Source organism: Streptomyces sp. NPDC031121 (assembly GCF_055570615.1).
Map to the genome: position 1 here is coordinate 110200 of NZ_JBVIGV010000005.1, position 20712 is coordinate 130911.

19 protein-coding genes are annotated in these 20712 nt (G+C 72.5%); 12 read left to right on the top strand and 7 right to left on the bottom strand.

Going from position 1 to position 20712, the window contains the following annotated elements:
• The first annotated feature begins 7 nt into the window (after positions 1-7).
• A complete protein-coding gene (locus ACZ462_RS10690; protein ID WP_467805723.1) occupies positions 8-982 on the top strand; it encodes a DUF5926 family protein in 975 nt (324 codons plus the stop codon).
• A 194-nt stretch (positions 983-1176) separates the two neighbouring features.
• Here the strand turns inward: ACZ462_RS10690 and ACZ462_RS10695 are convergent, their stop codons facing one another.
• Entirely contained in the window at positions 1177-1794 is a 618-nt protein-coding gene (locus tag ACZ462_RS10695) for a hypothetical protein (protein ID WP_467805722.1), read from the bottom strand.
• 123 nt (positions 1795-1917) lie between these two features.
• Positions 1918-2706 (bottom strand): bifunctional DNA primase/polymerase, encoded by a 789-nt coding sequence (locus ACZ462_RS10700; RefSeq protein ID WP_467805721.1) that lies wholly within the window; start codon positions 2704-2706, stop codon positions 1918-1920.
• A 412-nt stretch (positions 2707-3118) separates the two neighbouring features.
• Here ACZ462_RS10700 and ACZ462_RS10705 point away from each other — a divergent pair, with 412 nt between their 5' ends.
• The gene (locus tag ACZ462_RS10705) at positions 3119-4660 is read left to right on the top strand and encodes a PP2C family protein-serine/threonine phosphatase (protein ID WP_467805719.1); all 1542 of its coding nucleotides are present in this window, start codon (positions 3119-3121) and stop codon (positions 4658-4660) included.
• 85 nt (positions 4661-4745) lie between these two features.
• A complete protein-coding gene (locus tag ACZ462_RS10710) occupies positions 4746-6209 on the top strand; it encodes an aminopeptidase P family protein (RefSeq protein WP_467805717.1) in 1464 nt (487 codons plus the stop codon).
• A gap of 60 nt (positions 6210-6269) precedes the next feature.
• Here the strand turns inward: ACZ462_RS10710 and ACZ462_RS10715 are convergent, their stop codons facing one another.
• Positions 6270-6800: an ATP-binding protein gene (locus ACZ462_RS10715; RefSeq protein ID WP_467805716.1), complete on the bottom strand. Its 531-nt coding sequence runs from the start codon at positions 6798-6800 to the stop codon at positions 6270-6272.
• Between the two features lie 218 nt (positions 6801-7018).
• Here ACZ462_RS10715 and ACZ462_RS10720 point away from each other — a divergent pair, with 218 nt between their 5' ends.
• From ACZ462_RS10720 to ACZ462_RS10760, 9 genes are all read left to right on the top strand, one after another.
• Positions 7019-7831, top strand: a complete 813-nt coding sequence (locus ACZ462_RS10720) for a hypothetical protein (protein ID WP_467805715.1) — start codon at positions 7019-7021, stop codon at positions 7829-7831.
• 112 nt (positions 7832-7943) lie between these two features.
• The gene (locus ACZ462_RS10725) at positions 7944-8660 is read left to right on the top strand and encodes a YcnI family copper-binding membrane protein (protein WP_467805714.1); all 717 of its coding nucleotides are present in this window, start codon (positions 7944-7946) and stop codon (positions 8658-8660) included.
• A gap of 101 nt (positions 8661-8761) precedes the next feature.
• Positions 8762-9415, top strand: coding sequence for an SCO family protein (locus ACZ462_RS10730; RefSeq protein ID WP_467805712.1), 654 nt, complete (start codon positions 8762-8764; stop codon positions 9413-9415).
• Positions 9412-9924, top strand: coding sequence for a copper chaperone PCu(A)C (locus ACZ462_RS10735; protein WP_467805711.1), 513 nt, complete (start codon positions 9412-9414; stop codon positions 9922-9924). The genes ACZ462_RS10730 and ACZ462_RS10735 overlap by 4 nt, the downstream gene beginning before the upstream one ends.
• Positions 9925-9947: 23 nt before the next feature.
• Positions 9948-11969 (top strand): copper resistance CopC/CopD family protein, encoded by a 2022-nt coding sequence (locus tag ACZ462_RS10740; RefSeq protein ID WP_467805710.1) that lies wholly within the window; start codon positions 9948-9950, stop codon positions 11967-11969.
• Positions 11970-11974: 5 nt separating this feature from the next.
• Positions 11975-13240 (top strand): iron uptake transporter deferrochelatase/peroxidase subunit, encoded by a 1266-nt coding sequence (efeB, locus tag ACZ462_RS10745; protein ID WP_467805708.1) that lies wholly within the window; start codon positions 11975-11977, stop codon positions 13238-13240.
• A gap of 59 nt (positions 13241-13299) precedes the next feature.
• Entirely contained in the window at positions 13300-14235 is a 936-nt protein-coding gene (gene pheA / locus ACZ462_RS10750) for a prephenate dehydratase (protein ID WP_467805707.1), read from the top strand.
• Positions 14236-14754: 519 nt separating this feature from the next.
• Positions 14755-16032 (top strand): serine--tRNA ligase, encoded by a 1278-nt coding sequence (serS, locus tag ACZ462_RS10755; RefSeq protein ID WP_467805706.1) that lies wholly within the window; start codon positions 14755-14757, stop codon positions 16030-16032.
• A complete protein-coding gene (locus ACZ462_RS10760) occupies positions 16029-16841 on the top strand; it encodes an HAD family hydrolase (protein ID WP_467805705.1) in 813 nt (270 codons plus the stop codon). The genes serS and ACZ462_RS10760 overlap by 4 nt, the downstream gene beginning before the upstream one ends.
• A 261-nt stretch (positions 16842-17102) precedes the next feature.
• On the opposite strand, the gene ACZ462_RS10765 is transcribed toward ACZ462_RS10760, so the two are convergent.
• Genes ACZ462_RS10765 through ACZ462_RS10780 form a run of 4 tightly spaced genes read right to left on the bottom strand, consistent with a single transcriptional unit; the run spans position 17103 to position 20593 of the window.
• A complete protein-coding gene (locus ACZ462_RS10765) occupies positions 17103-17822 on the bottom strand; it encodes an ABC transporter permease (protein WP_467805703.1) in 720 nt (239 codons plus the stop codon).
• A 14-nt stretch (positions 17823-17836) separates the two neighbouring features.
• The gene (locus ACZ462_RS10770; protein WP_467805702.1) at positions 17837-18748 is read right to left on the bottom strand and encodes an ABC transporter ATP-binding protein; all 912 of its coding nucleotides are present in this window, start codon (positions 18746-18748) and stop codon (positions 17837-17839) included.
• Positions 18745-19632, bottom strand: coding sequence for an ABC transporter permease (locus tag ACZ462_RS10775; protein WP_467805701.1), 888 nt, complete (start codon positions 19630-19632; stop codon positions 18745-18747). The genes ACZ462_RS10770 and ACZ462_RS10775 overlap by 4 nt, the downstream gene beginning before the upstream one ends.
• Positions 19622-20593: an ABC transporter ATP-binding protein gene (locus ACZ462_RS10780; protein ID WP_467805699.1), complete on the bottom strand. Its 972-nt coding sequence runs from the start codon at positions 20591-20593 to the stop codon at positions 19622-19624. The genes ACZ462_RS10775 and ACZ462_RS10780 overlap by 11 nt, the downstream gene beginning before the upstream one ends.
• Positions 20594-20712 lie beyond the last annotated feature (119 nt).

The following is a 20712-nucleotide window of genomic DNA, read 5'->3' on the forward strand; positions in this document are numbered from 1 at the left end:
ACCCACGATGGCCAAGAAGCGCCCCGCAGCCAAGACTGCAAAGCCGCAGCTCCAGAACGGCGAGATCCCGGTCGTGGGCGCGCGCGAGCCCTGCCCCTGCGGCTCCGGCCGCCGGTACAAGGCCTGCCACGGCGCGGCCGCCTCGCACGCCGCGACCGCCCACGTGCAGCGCCCGTTCGAGGGGCTCCCCGGCGAGTGCGACTGGGTCGCGCTGCGCGAGCTCGTCCCGGCGGCGACGGTTCCGCTGACGCTCAAGGGCGGCCTGCCCGAGGGTGTCCCCTCCGTCACGCTGGTGACCGTGCTGCCCATGGCGTGGCCGGCGCTGCGCCGCGAGGACGGCTCCGTCCTCCTCGGCCTCCAGAACGACGCCAGCAGCGGCGACCTCTCCCGCGAGATGGCCGACACGCTGGAGCGCGCGATCGCCACGGAGCCGGGCAATCCGGTCGCGGCCCGCCGGGTCCCCGCCGAGGGTCCGCGGCTCCAGGACGTCCTGGACACGGACGGCGTTTTCGAGCCGGTTGTGCACAGCGGCTTCGAATTCTGGATTCCGGACGCGGAGGGCGCCCAGAGCGCCTCCCCGGAGATCGCCGCCTCCCTGGAGCGCGCCAACGCCGCCGCCATCCCGACGGTCAAGCTGGCCGGCGTCGAGGCCGCCTACTGGTGCGAGACCCCGGACAAGAACCACCTGCGCTGGGTCATGCCGCACCCCGAGGAGAAGCTGCTCGACGCCCTCGCGCGGCTGCACGCGGCGGGCACGTCCTCGCTCGGCGAAGGCACCCGGCTCGTCGGCTCCTTCCGCGCCCACGGGCTCATGGTCCCCGTCTGGGACCTGCCCACGGGGGTTTCCGCGGAGGACGTCGAGAAGCCGGCCGCCGAATTCGCGGAGCGGCTGGCCGCGGCCCTCGCGTCGGACGCCCCGCTGACCTCGGACGAGCGCCGGGCGCGCGGCGGGCTCACCAACCGCCAGGTGACCCTCAGCTGATCGCCCGGCCGATCGGCACGTACTGTGCAGGGTTGGTGACCGGAGTCACAACTCCCGCTAATCGTCCGCGAATCGGTGTCTGAATATCAGAGATCGAATTTGCGAACAGGCGATCTCTTGTTACGGTTCTTGTAGCCCGGTCGCTGGTGCATCCCCCGTCGCCAGCGACCGGGCCCTTCCATTTCTGCCGCGGGTCAACGGCCCTGTGTCTCCGGTGCGTTGCTCCCGGAGCGCAGCAGCAGCTCCCCTTCGTCATCCGGAACTGCAAACTCCGCAACGGCCGAGTACGCGTCCCGCGACCCCGCCGACGCCTCGCGCGGGGTCTCGCACAGCCCCGGCTCGTCGCCCGCCCCGACCCTGCAGCTGATCTGCACCGTCCGGCCGGCGGGCCCCATCACCGTCAGCACGGCGTCCAGCGTGCGCCCGCTCGTGTTGCGGTAGTAGCTGCGCCCCCAGGTCCGCCCCCCGGATACGAGCACGCAGGTCTGCGCCTCCAGCCCCTGCGGAGCGGTGAGTTCGGGCCCGCACGCCGATTCCGTACGGGGCTGCTCGGCCGGTCCGGGGCGGGCCGGCTCGCCCGGCCGCACCGCGGCACCGGCCGGAGCGGGCGCCTTCCCCTTCCCTTCGGCGGACGCCGCGGGGGATTCCCGGGCAGCGCCGCCGGAAGGGCCGCCAATGCCGAGGGTGGAGAGCAGCCCGCCGCCATTTCCGTCATCACGACCGGCGAAATCCGGTCCGGCGATCGCACCGGCCAACGGGAGCGACAGGATGATCAGCACACCGGCGCCGATACCGATCAAGCGGAGATTCATTCGCCGAAGATAGCGACGCGGGAATGGGGCGCGGAGATCCCCGCGCCCAATTCCCCGGGAAACCGGCCGCCCCGGCACCCGTACGAGTGACACGGGTACGGGCGTCCTTCCGGAGCCGGTCCGTCAGTACGCGAGGCGGCTGCCGCCGCCCGATGCCCCGCTGCTCGCCTCGACGAGCGCGTCCACGACGGCCTCGACGTCCGGCAGCCACGGCTCACCGGCCGCGGCGGGCTCCCGCTCCCAGCGCACCCACCCGCCGCCCGAGGCGGGCGAGGGCGGCAGCAGCAGGTAGCCGCCCTCGCCGTGGAAGCGCAGCGCGGCCGGGACGTGGTCCTTGGTGTAGAGCAGCTCGCCGAGCCGCTCCAGCGAGTACGGGGCCACCAGCAGCGACCACCTCGTGGGCGTGGCCGCGACCGGGCCGAGGCGCATGCCCTGCCCCTCCAGCCGGGCCACGGCCCGTGCGGCCGCGGCGGCCGGCAGGCTCACCGCGCACGGTGCGCCGCCGCCGGTGGCCAGCAGGAGCGGAGCGCCGGGCCGGCGCTCCCACCACCAGGCGACCATCCGGGGGTCGGTGGTGGCGGCGAGCAGCCCGGGATCGAAGGGGTGCGCACCCGGTACGGGGCAGTCCGGATCAGGGCAGGCGCACCGGGCGGCCGGGGCAACCGGCCCTGCGGCGCCCCTGGCACCGACAGGGCCCGCGGGGCCCGTGTCACCGGGCGGGCCGACATGGCCGACGCCCGGGAGGACGGGCCACCGCCGGGCGGTGGCGCAGGCCAGCGCCGCGTCGCGGAGCGCCGTACCGGGAAGCGCCGGGTCGGGGAATGCCTGGTCGTCGCGCTGCACCGGGGCGGGCCGGAGGGTTGTCAGGCGGTTGCGGATCCGCTGGAGACGCCTTCCGAGGATCTCGCGCATGAGCGCTCGTTCCTTTCCGTTGAACGCCGAGGGCCTCATCACACCATGTAAGAGGGTTCTCACCACACGTACACGTCTCGCGCCCCTGTCCGCCAGGGGCGGTTTCACACGGTTCGTGCACGTTTGTTACGGGTTCATGGAACGTCCGGCCGGGGCGGGCGGATCGCGGCCCCGCGCCGATGCCGAGACCGGCTGCCTCCGTTAAGGACGGCGGCCCCTGGCGGGCGGTTCCCGGCGGTTGCCGGGCTGCGCCAACTGGCCCCGGGGAACACCGACTACGTACCCGGACCCTCTTCCACGTCTGACCAGTCGATCGCAAAAACCGTCCTGTTCCAGCTTTTTCCAGCCAAGTTCTAGCCTTGACCGGACAGCGAGTTGCAGCCCCACGGACACCAGGATTCCCACCGGGACAATGCTGGACATCGATCCTCGTGTGCGTGTAGATGTGGATTCATTGATGGCGGCGCAGCACGATCTGGGGGTTTGCGATGCTATACGGCGTATCGCACCAGGTGGAAAGGCGGACGCCATGAGCGCCCCCCATCCTCCGAAAGTGGCTGGAATCGATCCGGCAATCACAGCGGTCCCGCACACTGCGGCGGCCGCGCCGGCCCGAACACCCGCCGCAGCGGCGCCGGCGCCCGCCCCGGGCACCCTCGTCCAGGACCGGCTCGCCGGCATGGTCGCCGACCTGACCACCCTCCACGACCTGACCGAACGCCTCGCCCGCACGACCGGCCTCGAGTCCGCACTCCGCGAGTTCGTGCGCGCCGGTGCCGCTCTCGTCGGCGCCCGCCGCGGCCTGATCGTGCTGGAGCCGTCCGACGGCCTCGGTCCCGCCACCACGGTCGGCCTCGGGCTCGGGCGCGCCGAACTCGGGCACATCGAGACCGTGCCGCGCGCCGCCACCCCCTACGGCCGGATTCTCGACGGCCTCCCCGACGCCCACGGCGGCTCCGAGGTGCTGCCCGAGCCCGGCGCCGCCCCCGGCACCGGCGGCCACGGCACCCCGGTCGACCCCCGGCACCGCGAGGTCGCGGCCCGGCTCGGCTACGCCGCCAGCTACGCGCTGCCGCTGACCGCCGAGGCGACCGGACGGCTCGGCGCGGTCGTCTGGCTCTACGACGAGCAGGCCGAGCCGAGCGACCGCCAACGCGACCTCGTCGCCCTCTACGTCCGCCACGCCGCCGAGCACCTCGCCCGGGTGCTCGACGCGGAGCGCTCCCGCACCAGCCTGGCCGGCATCGCGGAAGAACTGCTGCCCAGCCGGCTGCCCCGCGTCCCGGGGGTGGAGCTCGCCGCCCGCCACCACACCTCTCCGCGCGGCGGGGGCGACTGGTACGACGCCCTGCCGCTGCCCGAGGGGGCGCTCGGGCTGGCGGTCGGCTCGGTGACCGGCTCCGGGCCCAGCGCCGTAGCCGCGATGGGCCGGCTGCGCGCCTCGCTGCGCGCGTACGCGGTGATGGAGGGGGAGGACCCCGTCGCGGTCCTCTCCGACCTCGAACTGCTGCTGCGGCTGACCGAGCCCGCCCGCTGCGCGACCGCCCTCTTCGCCTACTGTGAGCCCGCCCGGCGCAAGATCCTGCTGGCGGGGGCGGGGCACGCCCCACCGCTGGTCGTCGGGGAGCGCCGCACGGAGTTCGTCGAGACCTCGCTGTCCGCGCCGCTGGGGATGCTCTCCTGCTGGGAGGCGCCCAGCGTGGAGTTCGATCCCGCGCCAGGAGAAACGGTGCTGCTGTACACCGACGGGCTCCTGCGGCGCACCGGCGACCCGATGGACCGGGCGTACGCACGGCTCCACTCGGCCGCCGCCGGAGCACCCCGGGCGGTCCGCCAGGACCCGGGCGCGCTGTGCGAACACGTCCTGCGCACGGTGCTGCCCTCGGACGGGCCCGCCGCGCCCGCGGCCGTCGCCGAGGAGGACATCGTCCTGCTCGCCGCCCGTTTTGACTGATTTGTCACAGCCGTCTCGGCGTCTTCCCCTCGCACATACGATGGAAGCGGCCCCAACCCGGTCCTGTCGTAGCTGAGGAGAAGACGTGGCTGACGAGCTCACCCCGGAGACCCCGGAAGAAGAGCAGCCCAAGCAGACGCACAAGCAGCGCAAGAACGGGCTGTACCCGGGCGTCAGCGACGAACTCGCCGAGAGCATGCGCACCGGCTGGGCGGACACCGAGCTGCACGGCCTCGAACCGATCGCCCAGGCCGCGCACACCGCCGCCCGCCGCGCCGCGCTGTCCGAGCGCTTCCCCGGCGAGCGTCTCGTCGTGCCCGCCGGCCGGCTGAAGATCCGCTCGAACGACACCGAGTACCCCTTCCGGGCCTCGACCGAGTACGCGTACCTCACCGGCGACCAGACGGAGAACGGCGTCCTGGTCCTGGAGCCCTCCGGCACCGGCCACACCGCCACCGTCTACCTGCTGCCCCGCTCCAACCGGGAGAACGGCGAGTTCTGGCTCTCCGGCCAGGGCGAACTCTGGGTCGGCCGCCGGCACTCCCTCGCCGAGGCCGAGCAGCTCCTCGGCATCCCCGCCAAGGACGTCCGCGAACTCCCCGAGGCCCTCGCCGAGGCCGCCGGCCCGGTGCGCGTGGTCCGCGGCCACGACGCCGTCATCGAGAAGGCCCTGACCGACAAGGTCACCGCCGAGCGCGACGAGGAGCTGCGCGTCTACCTCTCCGAGGCCCGCGCGGTGAAGGACGACTTCGAGATCGGCGAGCTCCAGAAGGCCGTCGACTCCACCGTCCGCGGCTTCGAGGACGTCGTGAAGGTCCTCGACAAGGCCGAGGCGACCTCCGAGCGCTACATCGAGGGCACCTTCTTCCTGCGCGCCCGCGTCGAGGGCAACGACGTCGGCTACGGCTCCATCTGCGCCGCCGGCCCGCACGCCTGCACGCTGCACTGGGTCCGCAACGACGGCCCCGTCCGCTCCGGCGACCTGCTCCTCCTCGACGCCGGCGTGGAGACCCACTCCCTCTACACGGCCGACGTCACCCGCACCCTGCCCATCAGCGGGACGTACAGCGACATCCAGCGCAAGGTCTACGACGCCGTGTACGAGGCCCAGGAGGCCGGCATCGCGGCGGTCCGCCCCGGCGCGAAGTTCCGCGACTTCCACGACGCCGCGCAGCACGTCCTCGCCGAGAAGCTCGTCGAGTGGGGCCTGCTGGAGGGCCCGGTCGAGCGCGTCCTGGAGCTGGGCCTCCAGCGCCGCTGGACCCTGCACGGCACCGGCCACATGCTCGGCATGGACGTCCACGACTGCGCCGCCGCCCGCACGGAGGCCTACGTCGAGGGCACGCTGGAGCCGGGCATGTGCCTGACGGTCGAGCCGGGCCTGTACTTCCAGGCCGACGACCTGACCGTGCCGGAGGAGTACCGCGGCATCGGCGTCCGGATCGAGGACGACATCCTCGTCACCGAGGACGGCAACCGGAACCTGTCGGCCGGGCTGCCGCGTGCCTCTGCCGAGGTCGAGTCCTGGATGGCGGGCCTCAAGGGCTGACCGCCGCGCCGTGTTCCGCCGAAGGGCGGGGCTCCGTACGGGGCCCCGCCCTTCGGCGCGTCACGACACCTGGAGCAGGGCCGCGCCGTCACGCCACTTGAGGATCTTGTCGAAGCTGACCACCGCTCCGCGGCCCGGCCGGTTGCGGAACCGGACGTGGTCGGCGAGCTCCTCGATCAGCCACAGACCGCGGCCGCTCTCGCCGACCGCGCACTCGTCGGCGGCGCTCCCGCCGCCGGTGCCTTCGCAGGCGGCGGCCCCGCCGGCGGGATCGGACGCCGCCGCCCGCGACCGCCGGGCCAGCGCGGCCGGGCCCGGCTCCGGGAAGCCGGGCCCCGAGTCGGTGACCTCGATGCGGCAGCAGTCGCCGTCCAGGTAGGCGGTGACCCGGTAGCCGCCGCACTGCTCCGCGGCCGGGACCGGACCCCCGTGCTCCACCGCGTTCGCACAGGCCTCGCTCAGCGCCACCGACAGCTCGTAGGAGATGTCCGGGTCCACCCCCGCGGTCTCCATCGTCCTCAGCAGCAAACGCCTGGCAAGCGGCACGCTCGCGGCTTCGCGCCTCAACTGGAGAGACCACCAGATGCTCATACCGTTACCTATTGCCTCCCCCGCCGGGCCGTAAGCCACCGACGCCCCGCGCAGCCCTCATTCGGCCGATGCGGCACGCCGGAGCGGCCGTGTATGCGGCGTACGGGGCCCTGCCGCAGGGCGGGACACCCCCGGTGAAGCCACCGCACAACGGGCACGGGCGACGTTCCGGACCTGCCGTACGGGAGTGCGGAGGGCAGTGCGATGATGGCCCGGCCATGACTGTCCCGCAGACGACGCCCGCCGGAGCCGGCCTCCGGCTGACCCGGGCCGCGGTCTTCACCGCGGTCTGCGTCGTGCTGTCCGCTGTCGGGCACGCCCTCGCCTCCTGCGCGGCGGTCCCCTGGTGGGCCCTCGCCGTCGCGTTCGCGGGAGTCTTCGCGGTCGCCGCACCGCTCGCCGGACGGCGGCGCTCGCTCCCGGGCATCGCCGTCGCACTCGCCGGCGGCCAGCTCGGCCTGCACGCCGTCTTCGGCCTCGCCCAGCACGGAGCCGCCGCACAGGCGGCCGGCAGCGCCAATGCCGATGCCGCGCTCGCCGAACTCGCCGCCCAGCTCGTCTGCGGCGGCAACGCGGTCCCGCTCGGCCCCGACGACGCCCGCCGGATCCTGGAGGCGGCCGGCCTCGACCCGGCCGCCATCGCGGCGCAGGCCGCGGCCGGCGCACACGCGGGCCACGCCGGCCTCGCGGAGTCCGCAGCGACGCCGGCCGCCGGCCTGCTCAGCCCCGGCATGACCGCCGCACACCTGCTCGCCGCGCTCGCCGCCGGCTGGCTCCTCGGGCGCGGCGACGCCGCCCTCTTCCGGCTCGTCGAGCTGTCCCGCGGCTCCGCCGGAGCCGGCCCGGTGCGCGCGCTGTGCACCGCGCTGGCGTTCGTACGGGCGCTCTGCGCCGGGCTCGCGGCAGCGCCCGCCACCGGGCCCCAGGTCTCGCGGACCGCCGCCGAGCCGGCCGCGCACACCGGCCGGGAGACGCTGCACCACACGGTGGTCAGGCGCGGGCCGCCGGCGGCCTTCGCCCTCGCAGCCTGACGCGGCACCCTCCCCGACCCGGAGCACGGAAGCACCGGGAGGCAGCGGTGCCGCCGGAACGCCGCGCGCCCGCGCGCGGAGCCACCGTCACCCCGCCTCCTGGAGTCCTCACATGAAGACCTCGCGCGTCTCCTTCGCCGCCGCCCTCGCCGCCGGCGCCGTCCTCGTCCTGTCCGGGCCCGCTTTCGCGCACGTCAGTGTGCAGCCCGGCGACGCCCCCAAGGGAGGTTTCGCCACCCTCGCCTTCAAGGTCCCGAACGAGCGCGACAACGCCTCCACCACGCAGGTCGAGGTCAACTTCCCCACCGACCAGCCGCTGTCGTCCGTCATGCCGCAGGATGTGCCCGGCTGGACCGTCACGGTCGAGAAGAGCAAGCTCGCCAAGCCGCTGACGGTGCACGGCAAGCAGATCGACGAGGCCGTCACGAAGGTGACGTGGAGCGGCGGCAAGATCGAGCCGGGCAAGTTCCAGCAGTTCCCGGTGTCCGTCGGCAAGCTCCCGGACAACGCCGAGCGGATGGTCTTCAAGGCGATCCAGACGTACGACAACAACGAGGTCGTCCGCTGGATCGAGGAGCCCAAGGAGGGCGCTCCCGAGCCGCAGACGCCGGCGCCCGTCCTCAAGCTGACCGCCGCCAAGCCCGCCGACGGGCACCACGACGACGCCAAGAAGCCCGCCGACTCCGGCCACACCGCCGAGGACGGCCACAGCGAGGCGGCCGCCGGCAAGAGCTCGGACACCACCGCGCGCGTTCTGGGTGTCACCGGCATCGTGATCGGCGTAGCGGGCGTCGCCTTCGGTGTGACGGGCCGCCGCCGCACCTCCTGATCCGCCGGGCCTCACCGGCCCGCCGGGATCGTCCGCAGCATCCGCGCGGCCCGACATCGGCTGCGCGTCAGCAACCCACCCCCATTTCCAGGGACATATCCATGCGCACCACACGTGTGACGGCTGCCGCCCTCGCGGCGGCAGCCGTGCTCACGCTCTCCGCCTGCGGCGGCGAGCAGACCGCCCGGACCGACGCGGTCACCCAGATCTCCGGCCAGGCCAAGACGGGGACCGCGACGGTCCTCGACCGGCCCTTCGACAAGCCGGAACTCGTCCTGACGGACACCACCGGCAAGCCGTGGAACCTGCGCGAGCAGACCAAGGGCAAGCCGACGCTGATCTACTTCGGCTACACCAACTGCCCCGACGTGTGCCCGCTGACGATGAGCAACATCGCCGTCGCCCGGAAGGCACTGCCCCAGGCCGACCAGGAGAACCTGCGGGTCGTCTTCGTCACCACGGACCCCGAACGGGACACCCCCGAATCGCTCGGCGCGTGGCTCAAGGCCCAGGACCCGTCCTTCGTCGGACTCACCGGGGACTTCGCCACCATCCAGACCGCGGCGCGCACCCTCGGTATCGGTATCGACCCCGCCAAGAAGGAGGCCGACGGCAGCGTCGTCTCCATGCACGGCGCCCAGGTCATCGCCTTCTCCCCCAAGACGGACGAGGGCTACCTCCTCTACGGGGAGAACACGACCGTCGACACCTACACCGCAGACCTGCCGAAGATCGCCAAGGGAGAGAACCCGTGACCGCCCGCACCACCCGCACCCTCGCCGCCACCCTCTCCCTGGCGGCCGCGCTGGCCATATCCGGCTGCTCCTCTGACTCCGGCTCCGGATCCGGCTCGGGCGCCGCCGCCGGCGCGCCGGCGGCGGAGAAGCCGAAGATGTCCGTCAGCGGCGCCTTCATGCCCGAGCCGGTCAACGACAAGATGGCCGGCGGCTTCATGGTCATCACGAACGACTCGAAGACCGCCGACAAGCTCGTCTCCGCCACCAGCACGCTCTCGGACGACCTCCAGATCCACGAGACCAAGGACCAGAAGATGCAGCAGGTCCCGTCCATGGACGTCCCCGCGAACGGCGAGCTCAGGCTGGAGCGCGGCGCCAACCACATCATGTTCATGGGCCTCAAGCAGAAGCCGAAGGTCGGCGACAAGATCACCGTCGAGCTGCGCTTCGAGAAGGCCGACCCGGTCAAGGTCGAGCTGGACGTGAAGGAACGGACGTACCAGGCCCAGCACTCCACCGCCCACTGACGGACCCGAGGGACCGACACGCCATGACGGCCACCGCCCCCGCCCCGCCCCCGGCCCGCGTCCGCGCCGCGGCAGTCCTGCCGCGGCTCGCGCTGGTCCTCGCAGCACTGCTGGCACTCCTGTTCGCCGCGGCCGGCCCGGCCTCGGCGCACGCAGCACTCACCGCGAGCGACCCCGGGGAGGGGGCGGTGGTCGCCACCGCACCCGCCCAGGTCACCCTCTCCTTCTCGGAGAAGGTCGCCCTGGGCGAGGACTCCGTCCGCGTCCTGGATCCCCGGGGCAAGCGGGTGGACACCGGGGAGATCCGGGACATGTGCAGCGGGGCGACCATCCGGTACGGCACCGCGCTCCACCCCGGCCTGCCCGACGGCACCTACACCGTGGCCTGGCAGGCCGTCTCCGCCGACAGCCACCCCATCGCCGGGGCGTTCACCTTCTCCATCGGCGCACCCTCGGAGACCACCGTGGCGCTGCCCGAGCGGCCGGCGGGCGGCGGGCCCGTAGGGGCCGCCTACGGCATCGCCCGGTTCGCTGCCTACGCCGGCTTCACCGTCCTCGTCGGCGCCTGCGCCTTCATCCTGGCGTGCTGGCGGCGCGGTGCCGCCGTGCGGCCGTTGCAGAAGCTCGTCCTGCGCGCGTGGGTCGCGCTCACCGCCGCCACGCTGGTGATGCTGGTGCTGCGCCACCCGTACACCGGCTCGGGGAACCTCGCCGACGTCTTCGACCTCGCCGGACTCAAGGCAGTCCTGGAGACAAAGACCGGCGCCGCGCTCGTCTCCCGGCTGCTCCTCCTCGGCGCGGCGGCACTCTTCGTCGCCGTCCTGTTCGGCGCGTTCGCCCGCCGCCAGTCCGCCGCACCGGAAGACGGGGCGGGGGCCGGGGAAGCGGGCGCCGGAAAGGGGGGCGCGAAGGACGCCGCCGACCTGGACTTCGGCCTCGCCGTCGCGGGCAGCGTCTTCGCCGCCGGCATCGCCGCGACATGGGCACTGTCGGAGCACGCCTCCACCGGCCTGCAGAGCGGCATCGCCATGCCGGTCGACGTCCTGCACCTGCTGGCCGCGGCCGTCTGGCTCGGCGGGCTCACCGCGCTGCTCGTCGCCCTGTACACCGTGCCGGACGTCGAGCGGGAGGCCGTGCGCCGGTTCTCCCGGGCCGCCTTCGCCGGCGTCGTGGTGCTGGTCGCGACCGGCGCCTACCAGTCGTGGCGCCAGCTCGGCAGCTGGCAGGCCCTGACCGGCACCAGCTACGGACGGCTGCTGATCATCAAGGGCGCCTTGGTGGCCGTCCTCGTCGGCGTCGCATACCTCTCCCGGCGCTGGACCGCGCGGCTGGGGGAGGCGCCGGTGGCCCAGGCGGCCGCGGACGAGCCGACGACAGCCGCGGTGCGGGGGGCTGTTTCACGTGAAACATCCGCTGCCGTGGGTGTTTCACGTGAAACATCGACCGCGGCGGCGGGCGTGCCCGAGGATCCCGAGCGGGCCGCGCAGCTCGCCCGGCAGCGGGCAGCGCTTGAGAACGCGCGTCGGCGGCAGGCCCGGGACGCCGATCCGGCGCGCTCGGGCCTGCGCCGGTCCGTGCTGGCCGAAGCGGCGGTGGCCGTCGCGGTCCTCGCCGTGACCACCGTGCTGACGAGCACCGAGCCGGGCCGGGTCGTGGCCCAGGAGATGGGCCGCAACGGTGCCTCCTCGCCCGCCGTGCCGAACCGGGCCGTGAAGATCACCCTGCCGTTCGACACGGGCGGCGCGAACGGCAAGGGATCCGTCCGGCTGGAGCTGGACCCGGGACGGGTCGGCTCCAACACCCTCCACCTGTGGGCCGAGGCCGCGGACGGCGCCCCGCTCGACCTTCCCGAGGTCAAGGTGGCCTTCACCCTCCCGGCCAGGGAGGTCGGCCCGCTGCCGACAGCGCCCGACCGGGCAGGTCCGGGTCACTGGAGCGCGCCCGGTGTCCAGCTGCCACTGGCCGGGGAGTGGCGCATCGACGTGACCGTCCGGACCTCCGAGATCGACCAGACCACCGTGCAGAAGACAGTGAAGATCGGCTGAACAGCGTGACCGAGAGCAACACCGACATCGAGATCTCCCGCCGCCGCCTGCTCGGCACCGTCGGCGCGGCGGGCGCCACCGGGCTGGCGCTCGGTGCCGCGGGGGGCGCACTGGCGCAGTCCGCCCTCGCCGACACCCCGTCAGGCGGCTCCGGCAGCCTCTCCGCCGTGGGCGCCACCCGGGTCGCCTTCCACGGCGAGCGCCAGGCGGGCATCACCACACCCCTCCAGGCCAAGGGGCACGTGCTGGCCTTCGACCTGGCCCCCGGGGCGGGGCGGAAGGAGGCGGCCGCCCTGATGCGCCGTTGGTCCGACACCGCTCGCCGGCTGATGGCCGGCGAGACCGCGGCGGCGGACGACACCGGCATCGCCCTGGACGCCGGGCCGTGCTCGCTGACCGTGACCTTCGGTTTCGGACACTCCTTCTTCGAGCGCACCGGGCTCACCGCCCGGCGGCCCGCGGCCCTGGACCCGCTGCCGGACTTCTCCTCCGACCGGCTTGACCCCCGGCGCAGCAACGGCGACCTGTGGGTGCAGATCGGCGCCGACGACGGCCTGGTGGCCTTCCACGCCCTCCGGGCGATTCAGAAGGACGCCGGAGACGCGGCCGGGGTGCGCTGGCAGATGGACGGCTTCAACCGGTCGCCCGGCGCGACCGCCTCGCCAATGACCGCCCGCAACCTGATGGGCCAGGTCGACGGCACCAACAACCCGAAGCCCTCGGAGGCGGACTTCGAGAAGCGGATCTTCGTGCCCGCCCCCGGCCCGGGCCCGGCGGAGCACGCGTGGATGGGCGGCGGCTCTTACGCGGTCGTCCGCCGCATCCGGATGCTCCTCGACGAGTGGGACAAGCAGTCCCTCGCCCAGCAGGAGCAGGTCATCGGCCGGAGCAAGGCCACCGGCGCTCCTCTGACGGGCGGCTCGGAGACGACCGCGCTGGACCTGGACAAGATCGGCCCCGACGGCAGGGCGGTCATCCCGGCCAACGCGCACGCCCGCATCTCCGCCCCCGCGCAGAACGGCGGGGCGGCGATGCTGCGCAGGCCGTTCTCCTTCCACGACGGCATGGCCGAGGACGGGGGCCCCGACGCCGGGCTCCTCTTCATCTGCTGGCAGGCGGACCCGCTGCGCGGGTTCGTCCCGGTGCAGCGCAAGCTCGACCGCGGTGACGCCCTGTCGGCGTTCATACGGCACGAGTCCAGCGGGCTGTACGCGGTGCCGCCCGGCCCGCGGGACGGCGAGTACGTGGGCCAGCGGCTGCTCGAAGGGTGAACGTGCTCGAAGGGTGAACGGGGCCTCGCGGGGCGGGTGCCCGGCATTAGGCTGACCGCATGTCGGCCACCCGCTTCACGTATCTCGGACCTGAGGGCACTTTCACCGAGGCCGCCCTCCGCACCCTGCCGGAAGCCGCGACCCGGGAGCTCGTCCCGATGGTCTCGGTGGCGTCCGCCCTGGACGCCGTGCGCAACGGGGAGGCGGCGGCCGCCCTCGTCCCGATCGAGAACTCGGTGGAGGGCGGGGTGACCGCCACGCTGGACGAGCTGGCCTCCGGCGAGCCGCTGATGATCTACCGCGAGGTGCTGCTCCCCATCGCGTTCGCCCTGCTCGTACGGCCCGGTACGGCCCTGTCGGACATCAAGACGGTCACGGGGCACCCGGTCGCGCAGCCTCAGGTGCGCAACTGGCTGCGGGCGAACCTGCCGGACGCCGGGTGGGAGTCGGCCGCATCGAACGCGGACGGGGCGCGGCTGGTGCAGGAGGGCCGCTTCGACGCGGCGTTCGCGGGCGAGTTCGCCGCTGCCACGTACGGGCTGGTGCCGCTCGTCACGGAGATCCACGACGCGGAGAACGCGGAGACGCGGTTCGTACTGGTGGGCCGGCCGGCCCGGCCCGCCGCGCCGACGGGCGCCGACAAGACGTCGGTGGTGCTGTGGCTGGGCGACGACCACCCCGGTGCGCTGCTGGAACTGCTCCAGGAGTTCGCGGTGCGCGGGGTGAACCTGATGCTGATCCAGTCGCGCCCGACAGGCGAGGGCATCGGGAACTACTGCTTCGCCGTCGACGCCGAGGGCCACATCTCCGACCGCAGGATGAGCGAGGCGCTCATGGGTCTGAAGCGGACCTGTCCGCAGGTGCGCTTCCTGGGCTCGTACCCGAGGGCGGGGGTCACCCGCAGTGACGTCCGGGCTCCGCGGCCGGGGACCACGGACGGCGACTTCACGGCAGCGTCGGACTGGCTGACGCGCTGCCTCGACGGCCGCGCGTAGCCTCCGCCTCCTGTCCACAGAGTTATCCACAGGGCGAGATGCAGACCTGTGGACTAGTCGACACTTCGGCGCACCGGGTCGTCTTGTCAGCCTGGCGGACGGGTTTCACGTCGGGGAGCAGGGGATGAACGGCGTCACCCGTGTATCACGGATCAACTCTTTGGGACGAGCCATTCCCACCCGAATGAGTGCGTGAGGGCGGTTTGAACCGTGATTCGCCAGGAGGGCGCCGTGGGCGGGATTGATCTAATTCCGTGTCCACAGATACGGCGCACAGCCTGTGGACAACCCTGTGGGCTGCGGCTTCCCTGTGGACAATCGACCTCTCACTGGGCCGCGAGCGCCGTCCGAATGCAGGGATTTCCCCCTTTCCGGAATGGGTCCGTTATATCGGGCGGCAGTCCGCCGACGGCTTCCGGCCACGCGTACAGAGTTTTCCATTCGTTGCAATTAGGACATAGCGACACGCAGCGTGATATCGGTGTGAGCCCGCGAAGCTCAGGCCGGTAGCCTGGTGGGGTGATTGACCTCCGGCTGCTCCGTGAAGACCCCGACCGTGTCCGCGCCTCGCAGCGCGCCCGTGGAGAAGACGTCGAACTCGTCGACGCCGTGCTCTCCGCCGACGAGCGCCGCAGGTCCTCCGGCATGCGATTCGACGAACTGCGCAACGAGCAGAAGTCGCTCGGCAAGCTCATTCCCAAGGCCTCCCCGGAGGAGCGGGCGGAGCTCCTGAAGCGCGCGGAGCAGCTCAAGGCCGACGTCAAGGCCGCGGAGGCCGAGCAGAACGAGGCCGACGAGGCCGCACGCGCCCTGCTGCTCAAGCTCGGCAACGTCGTCCACCCGGACGTGCCCGTCGGCGGCGAGGACGACTTCACCGTCCTGGAGACCCACGGCACCATCCGCGACTTCGCAGCCGAGGGCTTCGAGCCGAGGGACCACCTGGAGCTCGGCGAGCTGCTCGGCGCCATCGATGTCGAGCGCGGCGCCAAGGTGTCGGGCTCGCGCTTCTACTACCTGACCGGTGTGGGGGCCCTGCTGGAGCTGGCCCTCGTCAACGCGGCCATCGCGCAGGCCACCGAGGCCGGCTTCATCCCGATGCTGACCCCCGCCCTGGTGCGTCCGCGCGCCATGGAGGGCACCGGCTTCCTCGGCCAGGCCGCGGAGAACGTGTACCACCTGGAGAAGGACGACTACTACCTCGTCGGCACCTCCGAGGTCCCGCTCGCCGCGTACCACATGGACGAGATCATCGAGGCGGAGAAGCTGCCGCTGCGGTACGCCGGCTTCTCCCCCTGCTTCCGCCGCGAGGCCGGCACATACGGCAAGGACACCCGCGGCATCTTCCGCGTCCACCAGTTCGACAAGGTCGAGATGTTCTCGTACGTCGCCCCGGAGGACGCCGAGGCGGAGCACGCGCGGCTCCTCGCCTGGGAGAAGCAGTGGCTGACCGGCCTGGAGCTGCCCTTCCAGGTCATCGACGTCGCCACCGGCGACCTCGGCGCGTCCGCCTCCCGCAAGTTCGACTGCGAGGCCTGGATCCCGACCCAGGGCAAGTACCGCGAACTGACCTCCGCCTCCAACTGCGACGGCTTCCAGGCCCGCCGCCTGTCGATCCGCCTCCGCGACGGCAAGAAGACGCAGCCGCTCGCGACCCTGAACGGCACGCTGTGCGCCGTACCGCGCACCATCGTCGCCCTGCTGGAGAACCACCAGCAGGCCGACGGCTCCGTACGCGTCCCCGCGGTGCTCCGCCCCTACCTGGGCGGCCGCGAGGTCCTGGAGCCGATCACCAGGTGAACCCGGCCCCGTTCCCTTACCAGCTCGTCGCGACAGACCTCGACGGCACGCTGCTGCGCGGCGACGGCACCGTCTCGGAACGCACCCGGGAAGCCCTCGCCGCGGCCACCGCGGCGGGGGCCGTCCACATCGTCGTCACGGGCCGCGGCGTGGCCTGGACCCGCCACATCCTCGACGACCTCGGCTACCGGGGCATCGCCGTGTGCGGACAGGGAGCCCAGGTCTACGACGCGGGAGCCCACCGGCTGCTGACCTCCGTGACGCTGGACCGGCAGCTGGCCGGCCTGGCGCTGGCGAAGCTTGAGGCCGAGGTGGGCCCGCTGGCGCTGGCCGCGAGCCGCGACGGGGTCGACGGCGACGTGCTGTTCGGGCCCGGCTACCGGGTGCAGGAGGGCCTGCCGGCCCTGTACCTGGAGGACACCGCGGCGGTGTGGTCGGCCCCGCTGAACAAGCTGTACATCCAGCACCCCGAACTCGGCGACGACGCCCTGGTCGACGCGGCCCGCCGTACGGTCGGTTCACTGGTGGACGTCGTGATGGCCGGGCCGGGGATAGTGGAGATACTGCCGCTCGGGCTGACGAAGGCGACCGGCCTGTCCCTGGCCGCGCGCCGGCTGGGGGTCAAGGCCGCCGGCACCATCGCCTTCGGCGACATGCCGAACGACGTCCCGATGTTCGGCTGGGCGGCGCACGGCGTGGCGATGGCCAACGCCCACCCGGAGCTGAAGGCGGTGGCCGACGAGGTGACGTCCTCCCACGAGGAGGACGGCATCGCGGTGGTGCTGGAGCGCCTGCTCGGCGCCGCATAAGGACCTTCTCCCGCCGACCGGGCCGCGGGCCCGGAGGGGGAGCCCCGGACATGGAGGCGGTCCGGGGCGGCCCGCACCTGACGGTGCGCTCGAAGTGGCCGCCCCGGACCTTTTGTTGCTCCCCGCACGGCTCACTCTGCCCGGGGCCGTAGTCCCGTACCAGTGAATTTCCGCCGCCGCGGCCGGACACGGACCCCGTCCCGTCCGCGTCGGTGTTTCACGTGAAACATGCGGCGCTGCGGGGCCCGAACGCCCGGAGGACTACTCCTCGCCGGCCAGGGTGAGCCGGCGCAGCTTCTGCCCCGCGTACACGGTGGCACCGACCGTGACGGCCGCGAGGAGAGTGACCGCGGTGGGCAGGCCGACGGTCGCATCGACGTATCCCTCTCCGGCCACCTTCTCGGCCAGGGCCAGCGCCCACTGCTGGACGCTGAGGGTCTTGGCGCCCGAGACCAGGCTGCCGAACAGCGACTCCCAGATCAGGGCGTACACGAGGCCGAAGACGACCGCGTGCCGGCTGACCGTGCCCAGTAGCAGGAACAGCGCGCTGTAGGCGATGGAGGCGACCAGCGCGGCGATCGTGTAGGCGACCGCGATCTGCTGGCCGTTGTTGTTGAGGATGAAGCCGGCGATCAACGTGGGGATCGCGGAGAACGCCATCGTCACGGCGATCGCGACGATCAGCTTGGTCATGATGATCGTCGGCCGCTTCACGGGCTTGGAGAGCAGGTAGACGATCGAGCCGTCGTCGATCTCGGGTCCGATCGCGCCGGTGCCGGCGATCACGCCGATCAGGGGCACCATGGTGGCCAGCGCGAAGCCGCCCAGCAGGTCCGCCGCGATCTTGTCGTCCAGCCCGGTGAAGGCGCGGACGGCCCCGGCGATGACGATGAGCATGGCCGGGAGCGCGAAGAGGATCAGCGCGCGGCGACGGCCGAGGAGGGCCCGGTAGGTGAGCCGGGCCACGGTGGGGTTGTACATGGGTGCCAGCTCCTTCAGGCCGCGACGAGGTAGGAGAAGACCGACTCGAGGGACTCGTCGGAGGGCGAGACGGTCAGGAGCCGGATGCCGTGGGCGCGGGCGACCTGCGGCAGGAGCTCGGTGAAGCGCCCGAAGTCGGAGGCCTGGATGCGCAGGGCGCCCTCCTGGACGTCCACCTCGATCCCGGAGGTGGAGGGGTCCGCGATCAGGGCGGCGGCGAGGGCCCGGTCGTCGGAGGAGCGGACCAGGTAGCGGTGCGGGCGGTCCGTCATCAGGCGCCGGATCTTGCGGAAGTCGCCGGAGGCTGCGTGGCGTCCGGCGACGACCACCTCGATATGGGAGGCGAGCTGCTCGACCTCCTCCAGGATGTGGGAGGAGAACAGGACCGTCCGGCCGTCGTCGCCCATGCGCCGCAGCAGGTCCATCAGCTGCATGCGCTGGCGCGGGTCCATGCCGTTGAACGGCTCGTCGAGCAGCAGCACGGACGGATCGTGGACCAGCGCCGAGGCCATCTTCACGCGCTGGCGCATGCCCTTGGAGTAGGTCGCGATCTTGCGGTCCTGGGCGTACTCCATCTCGACGGTGGCCAGTGCCCGCCGGGCGGCGGCGTCGTCGAGGCCGTGCAGCTCGGCGTTGGCGACGACGAACTCACGGCCGGTGAGGAAGTCGTACATGGCCTCGCGCTCGGGCACGACGCCGATCTGCCGGTACACCTGCTCGTTGCCCCAGATCGGGGTGCCGTCGATGGTGACGGTGCCCGTGGAGGGGGCGAGGAAGCCGCCCATCATGTTGATGAGGGTCGACTTCCCGGCGCCGTTCGGGCCGAGCAGGCCGGTGACGCCGGGGCCGATGCGCATCGTCACGTCGTTGACGGCGACGACGTTCCCGAACCAGCGGGAGGTGTGGTCGATGTCGATGGTGGTCACAGCCCGGCCTTCCGGTAGCGGGCCATCAGGGCGGCGTACGAGCCGGCGATGAGGGCCAGGATGACGAGCAGGTAGACGAAGCCGGCGCCCGTGGAGGGGCCTTCGCCGCCGGGGAAGGCGGAGGTCGCCCCGAGGAAGGCGGTCTGCATGCCGTCGATCAGGGTGATCGGGGAGAACAGGCCCATCCACTCGATCGGGCCGGTGCTGCCCGCGCTGTAGGCGACGCCCTGGACCGCGGTCACGGCGCCGTACGGGATCAGCAGCAGGGCGATGATGGCGGCGACGCCGAAGCCGCGGCGCGGCGTGAGCGCGGCCATGACCAGGCCGAGGCCGGCGAAGAGCACCGAGAGCAGCAGCACGGAGACCAGTCCCTGGGCGAACCCCTTGGTCTGGTCCGCGAAGTCGAATTTGGCCAGCAGCGCGCCGATCCACATGATCAGCAGCGGGGTGGCGGTGAGGACGAACAGGGCGGAGGCCATCGCCGCGTACTTCGCGACGACGTAGTCGACCCGCTCGATGGGGCGCGAGAAGTACAGCGGCACCGTCTTGAAGCGCAGGTCGCGCGAGACGGACTGCGGCGCCTGCGAGGCGAGGAACAGGCCGATGACCATCTGGGTGGTCAGCGCGTACGTCGTGTACTTGATCGGCAGTTCGGTGGACCCGGGCACCGCGATGGCCACGGCGACGATGATCAGCGCGGGGACGCACATCACCGCGAAGAGGATCATCGGGAGCACCTTGGACTTGGCCGAGCGGCCCAGCCCGTACGCGCCGCGCAGCGACTGCGAGTACAGCGAGGTGCGGGCGTAGGAGCGGCCGAGCCGGGCGCCTTCGTAGGACCGGTAGCCGATGTTGTGGATCTGGGTGGAGGTGTCAGGCGCCATCGGTACCGGCTCCCTTCCGCTGGTCGTTGTCGCGGAAGACCTCCGCGATGTGGTGGCGTCGCTGTTCCATGCGGACCAGGCCGAGGCCGAGGCCCGCGACGGTGTCGCGGATGATGTCGTAGGTGCTCTCCCCGGTGGCCTCGACGAGGAGGATGTGGCCTGCGCCGGGCAGGCCCTGCTCCTCGCCCGCGTGCAGGGCCAGGCCCGCCTCGGTGAGCGCCTTGCGCAGGGCGGCCGTCCCGTCCGGGTGCGCGTCGGAGTCGGTCACCTCGACCGCGAGGGTCGCCGTGATCTGGGTGAAGTCGCTGGTGGAGCTGGAGCGCAGGAGTTTGCCGCCGTCGACGACCACCACGTGGTCGCAGGTCCGCTCAAGCTCGCCGAGCAGGTGCGAGGTGACCAGCACCGAGATGCCGAAGTCGGTGTAGACGCGGCGGATCAGGCCGAGCATCTCGTCCCGGCCGACCGGGTCGAGGCCGTTGGTCGGCTCGTCGAGGAGGACCAGCTGCGGGTCGTGGACCAGCGCCTGGGCCAGCTTGACGCGCTGCTTCATGCCGGTGGAGTAGCCGCCGATGGGGCGGTAGCGCTCCTCGTACAGCCCGACATGGCGCAGGGTGTCGGCCGTCCTCTCGCGGGCCGCGGCCGGCGGCAGGCCGGACATGCGCGCCATGTGGACGACGAACTCGGTGGCGGAGACGTCGGGGGGCAGGCAGTCGTGCTCGGGCATGTAGCCGACGCGCTCGCGGATGGCGCTGCCGTGCGTGGCGACGTCGAGTCCGAGTACGGCGGCACGGCCCTCGGTGGCGGGGGACAGTCCCAGCAAGATCTTGATCAGCGTGGACTTGCCGGCTCCGTTGGCTCCCACCAGGCCGGTCACGCCCGGCCCGATGTCCACGGAGAGCCGGTCGATGGCGGTCACTCGGGGGTACCGCTTGCTCAGGCTTTCGGTCGCGATGACAGTCACGGATCCGACGTTAGCGGCGGCGTCCGTGCCGGTCGTCAGACCTGGAGGGCGGTCCGGTGTCAGCCTTCAGGACTACGCACCCTGACAGGAGCCTGATGTGAACCGGACAAGTTCGTCCA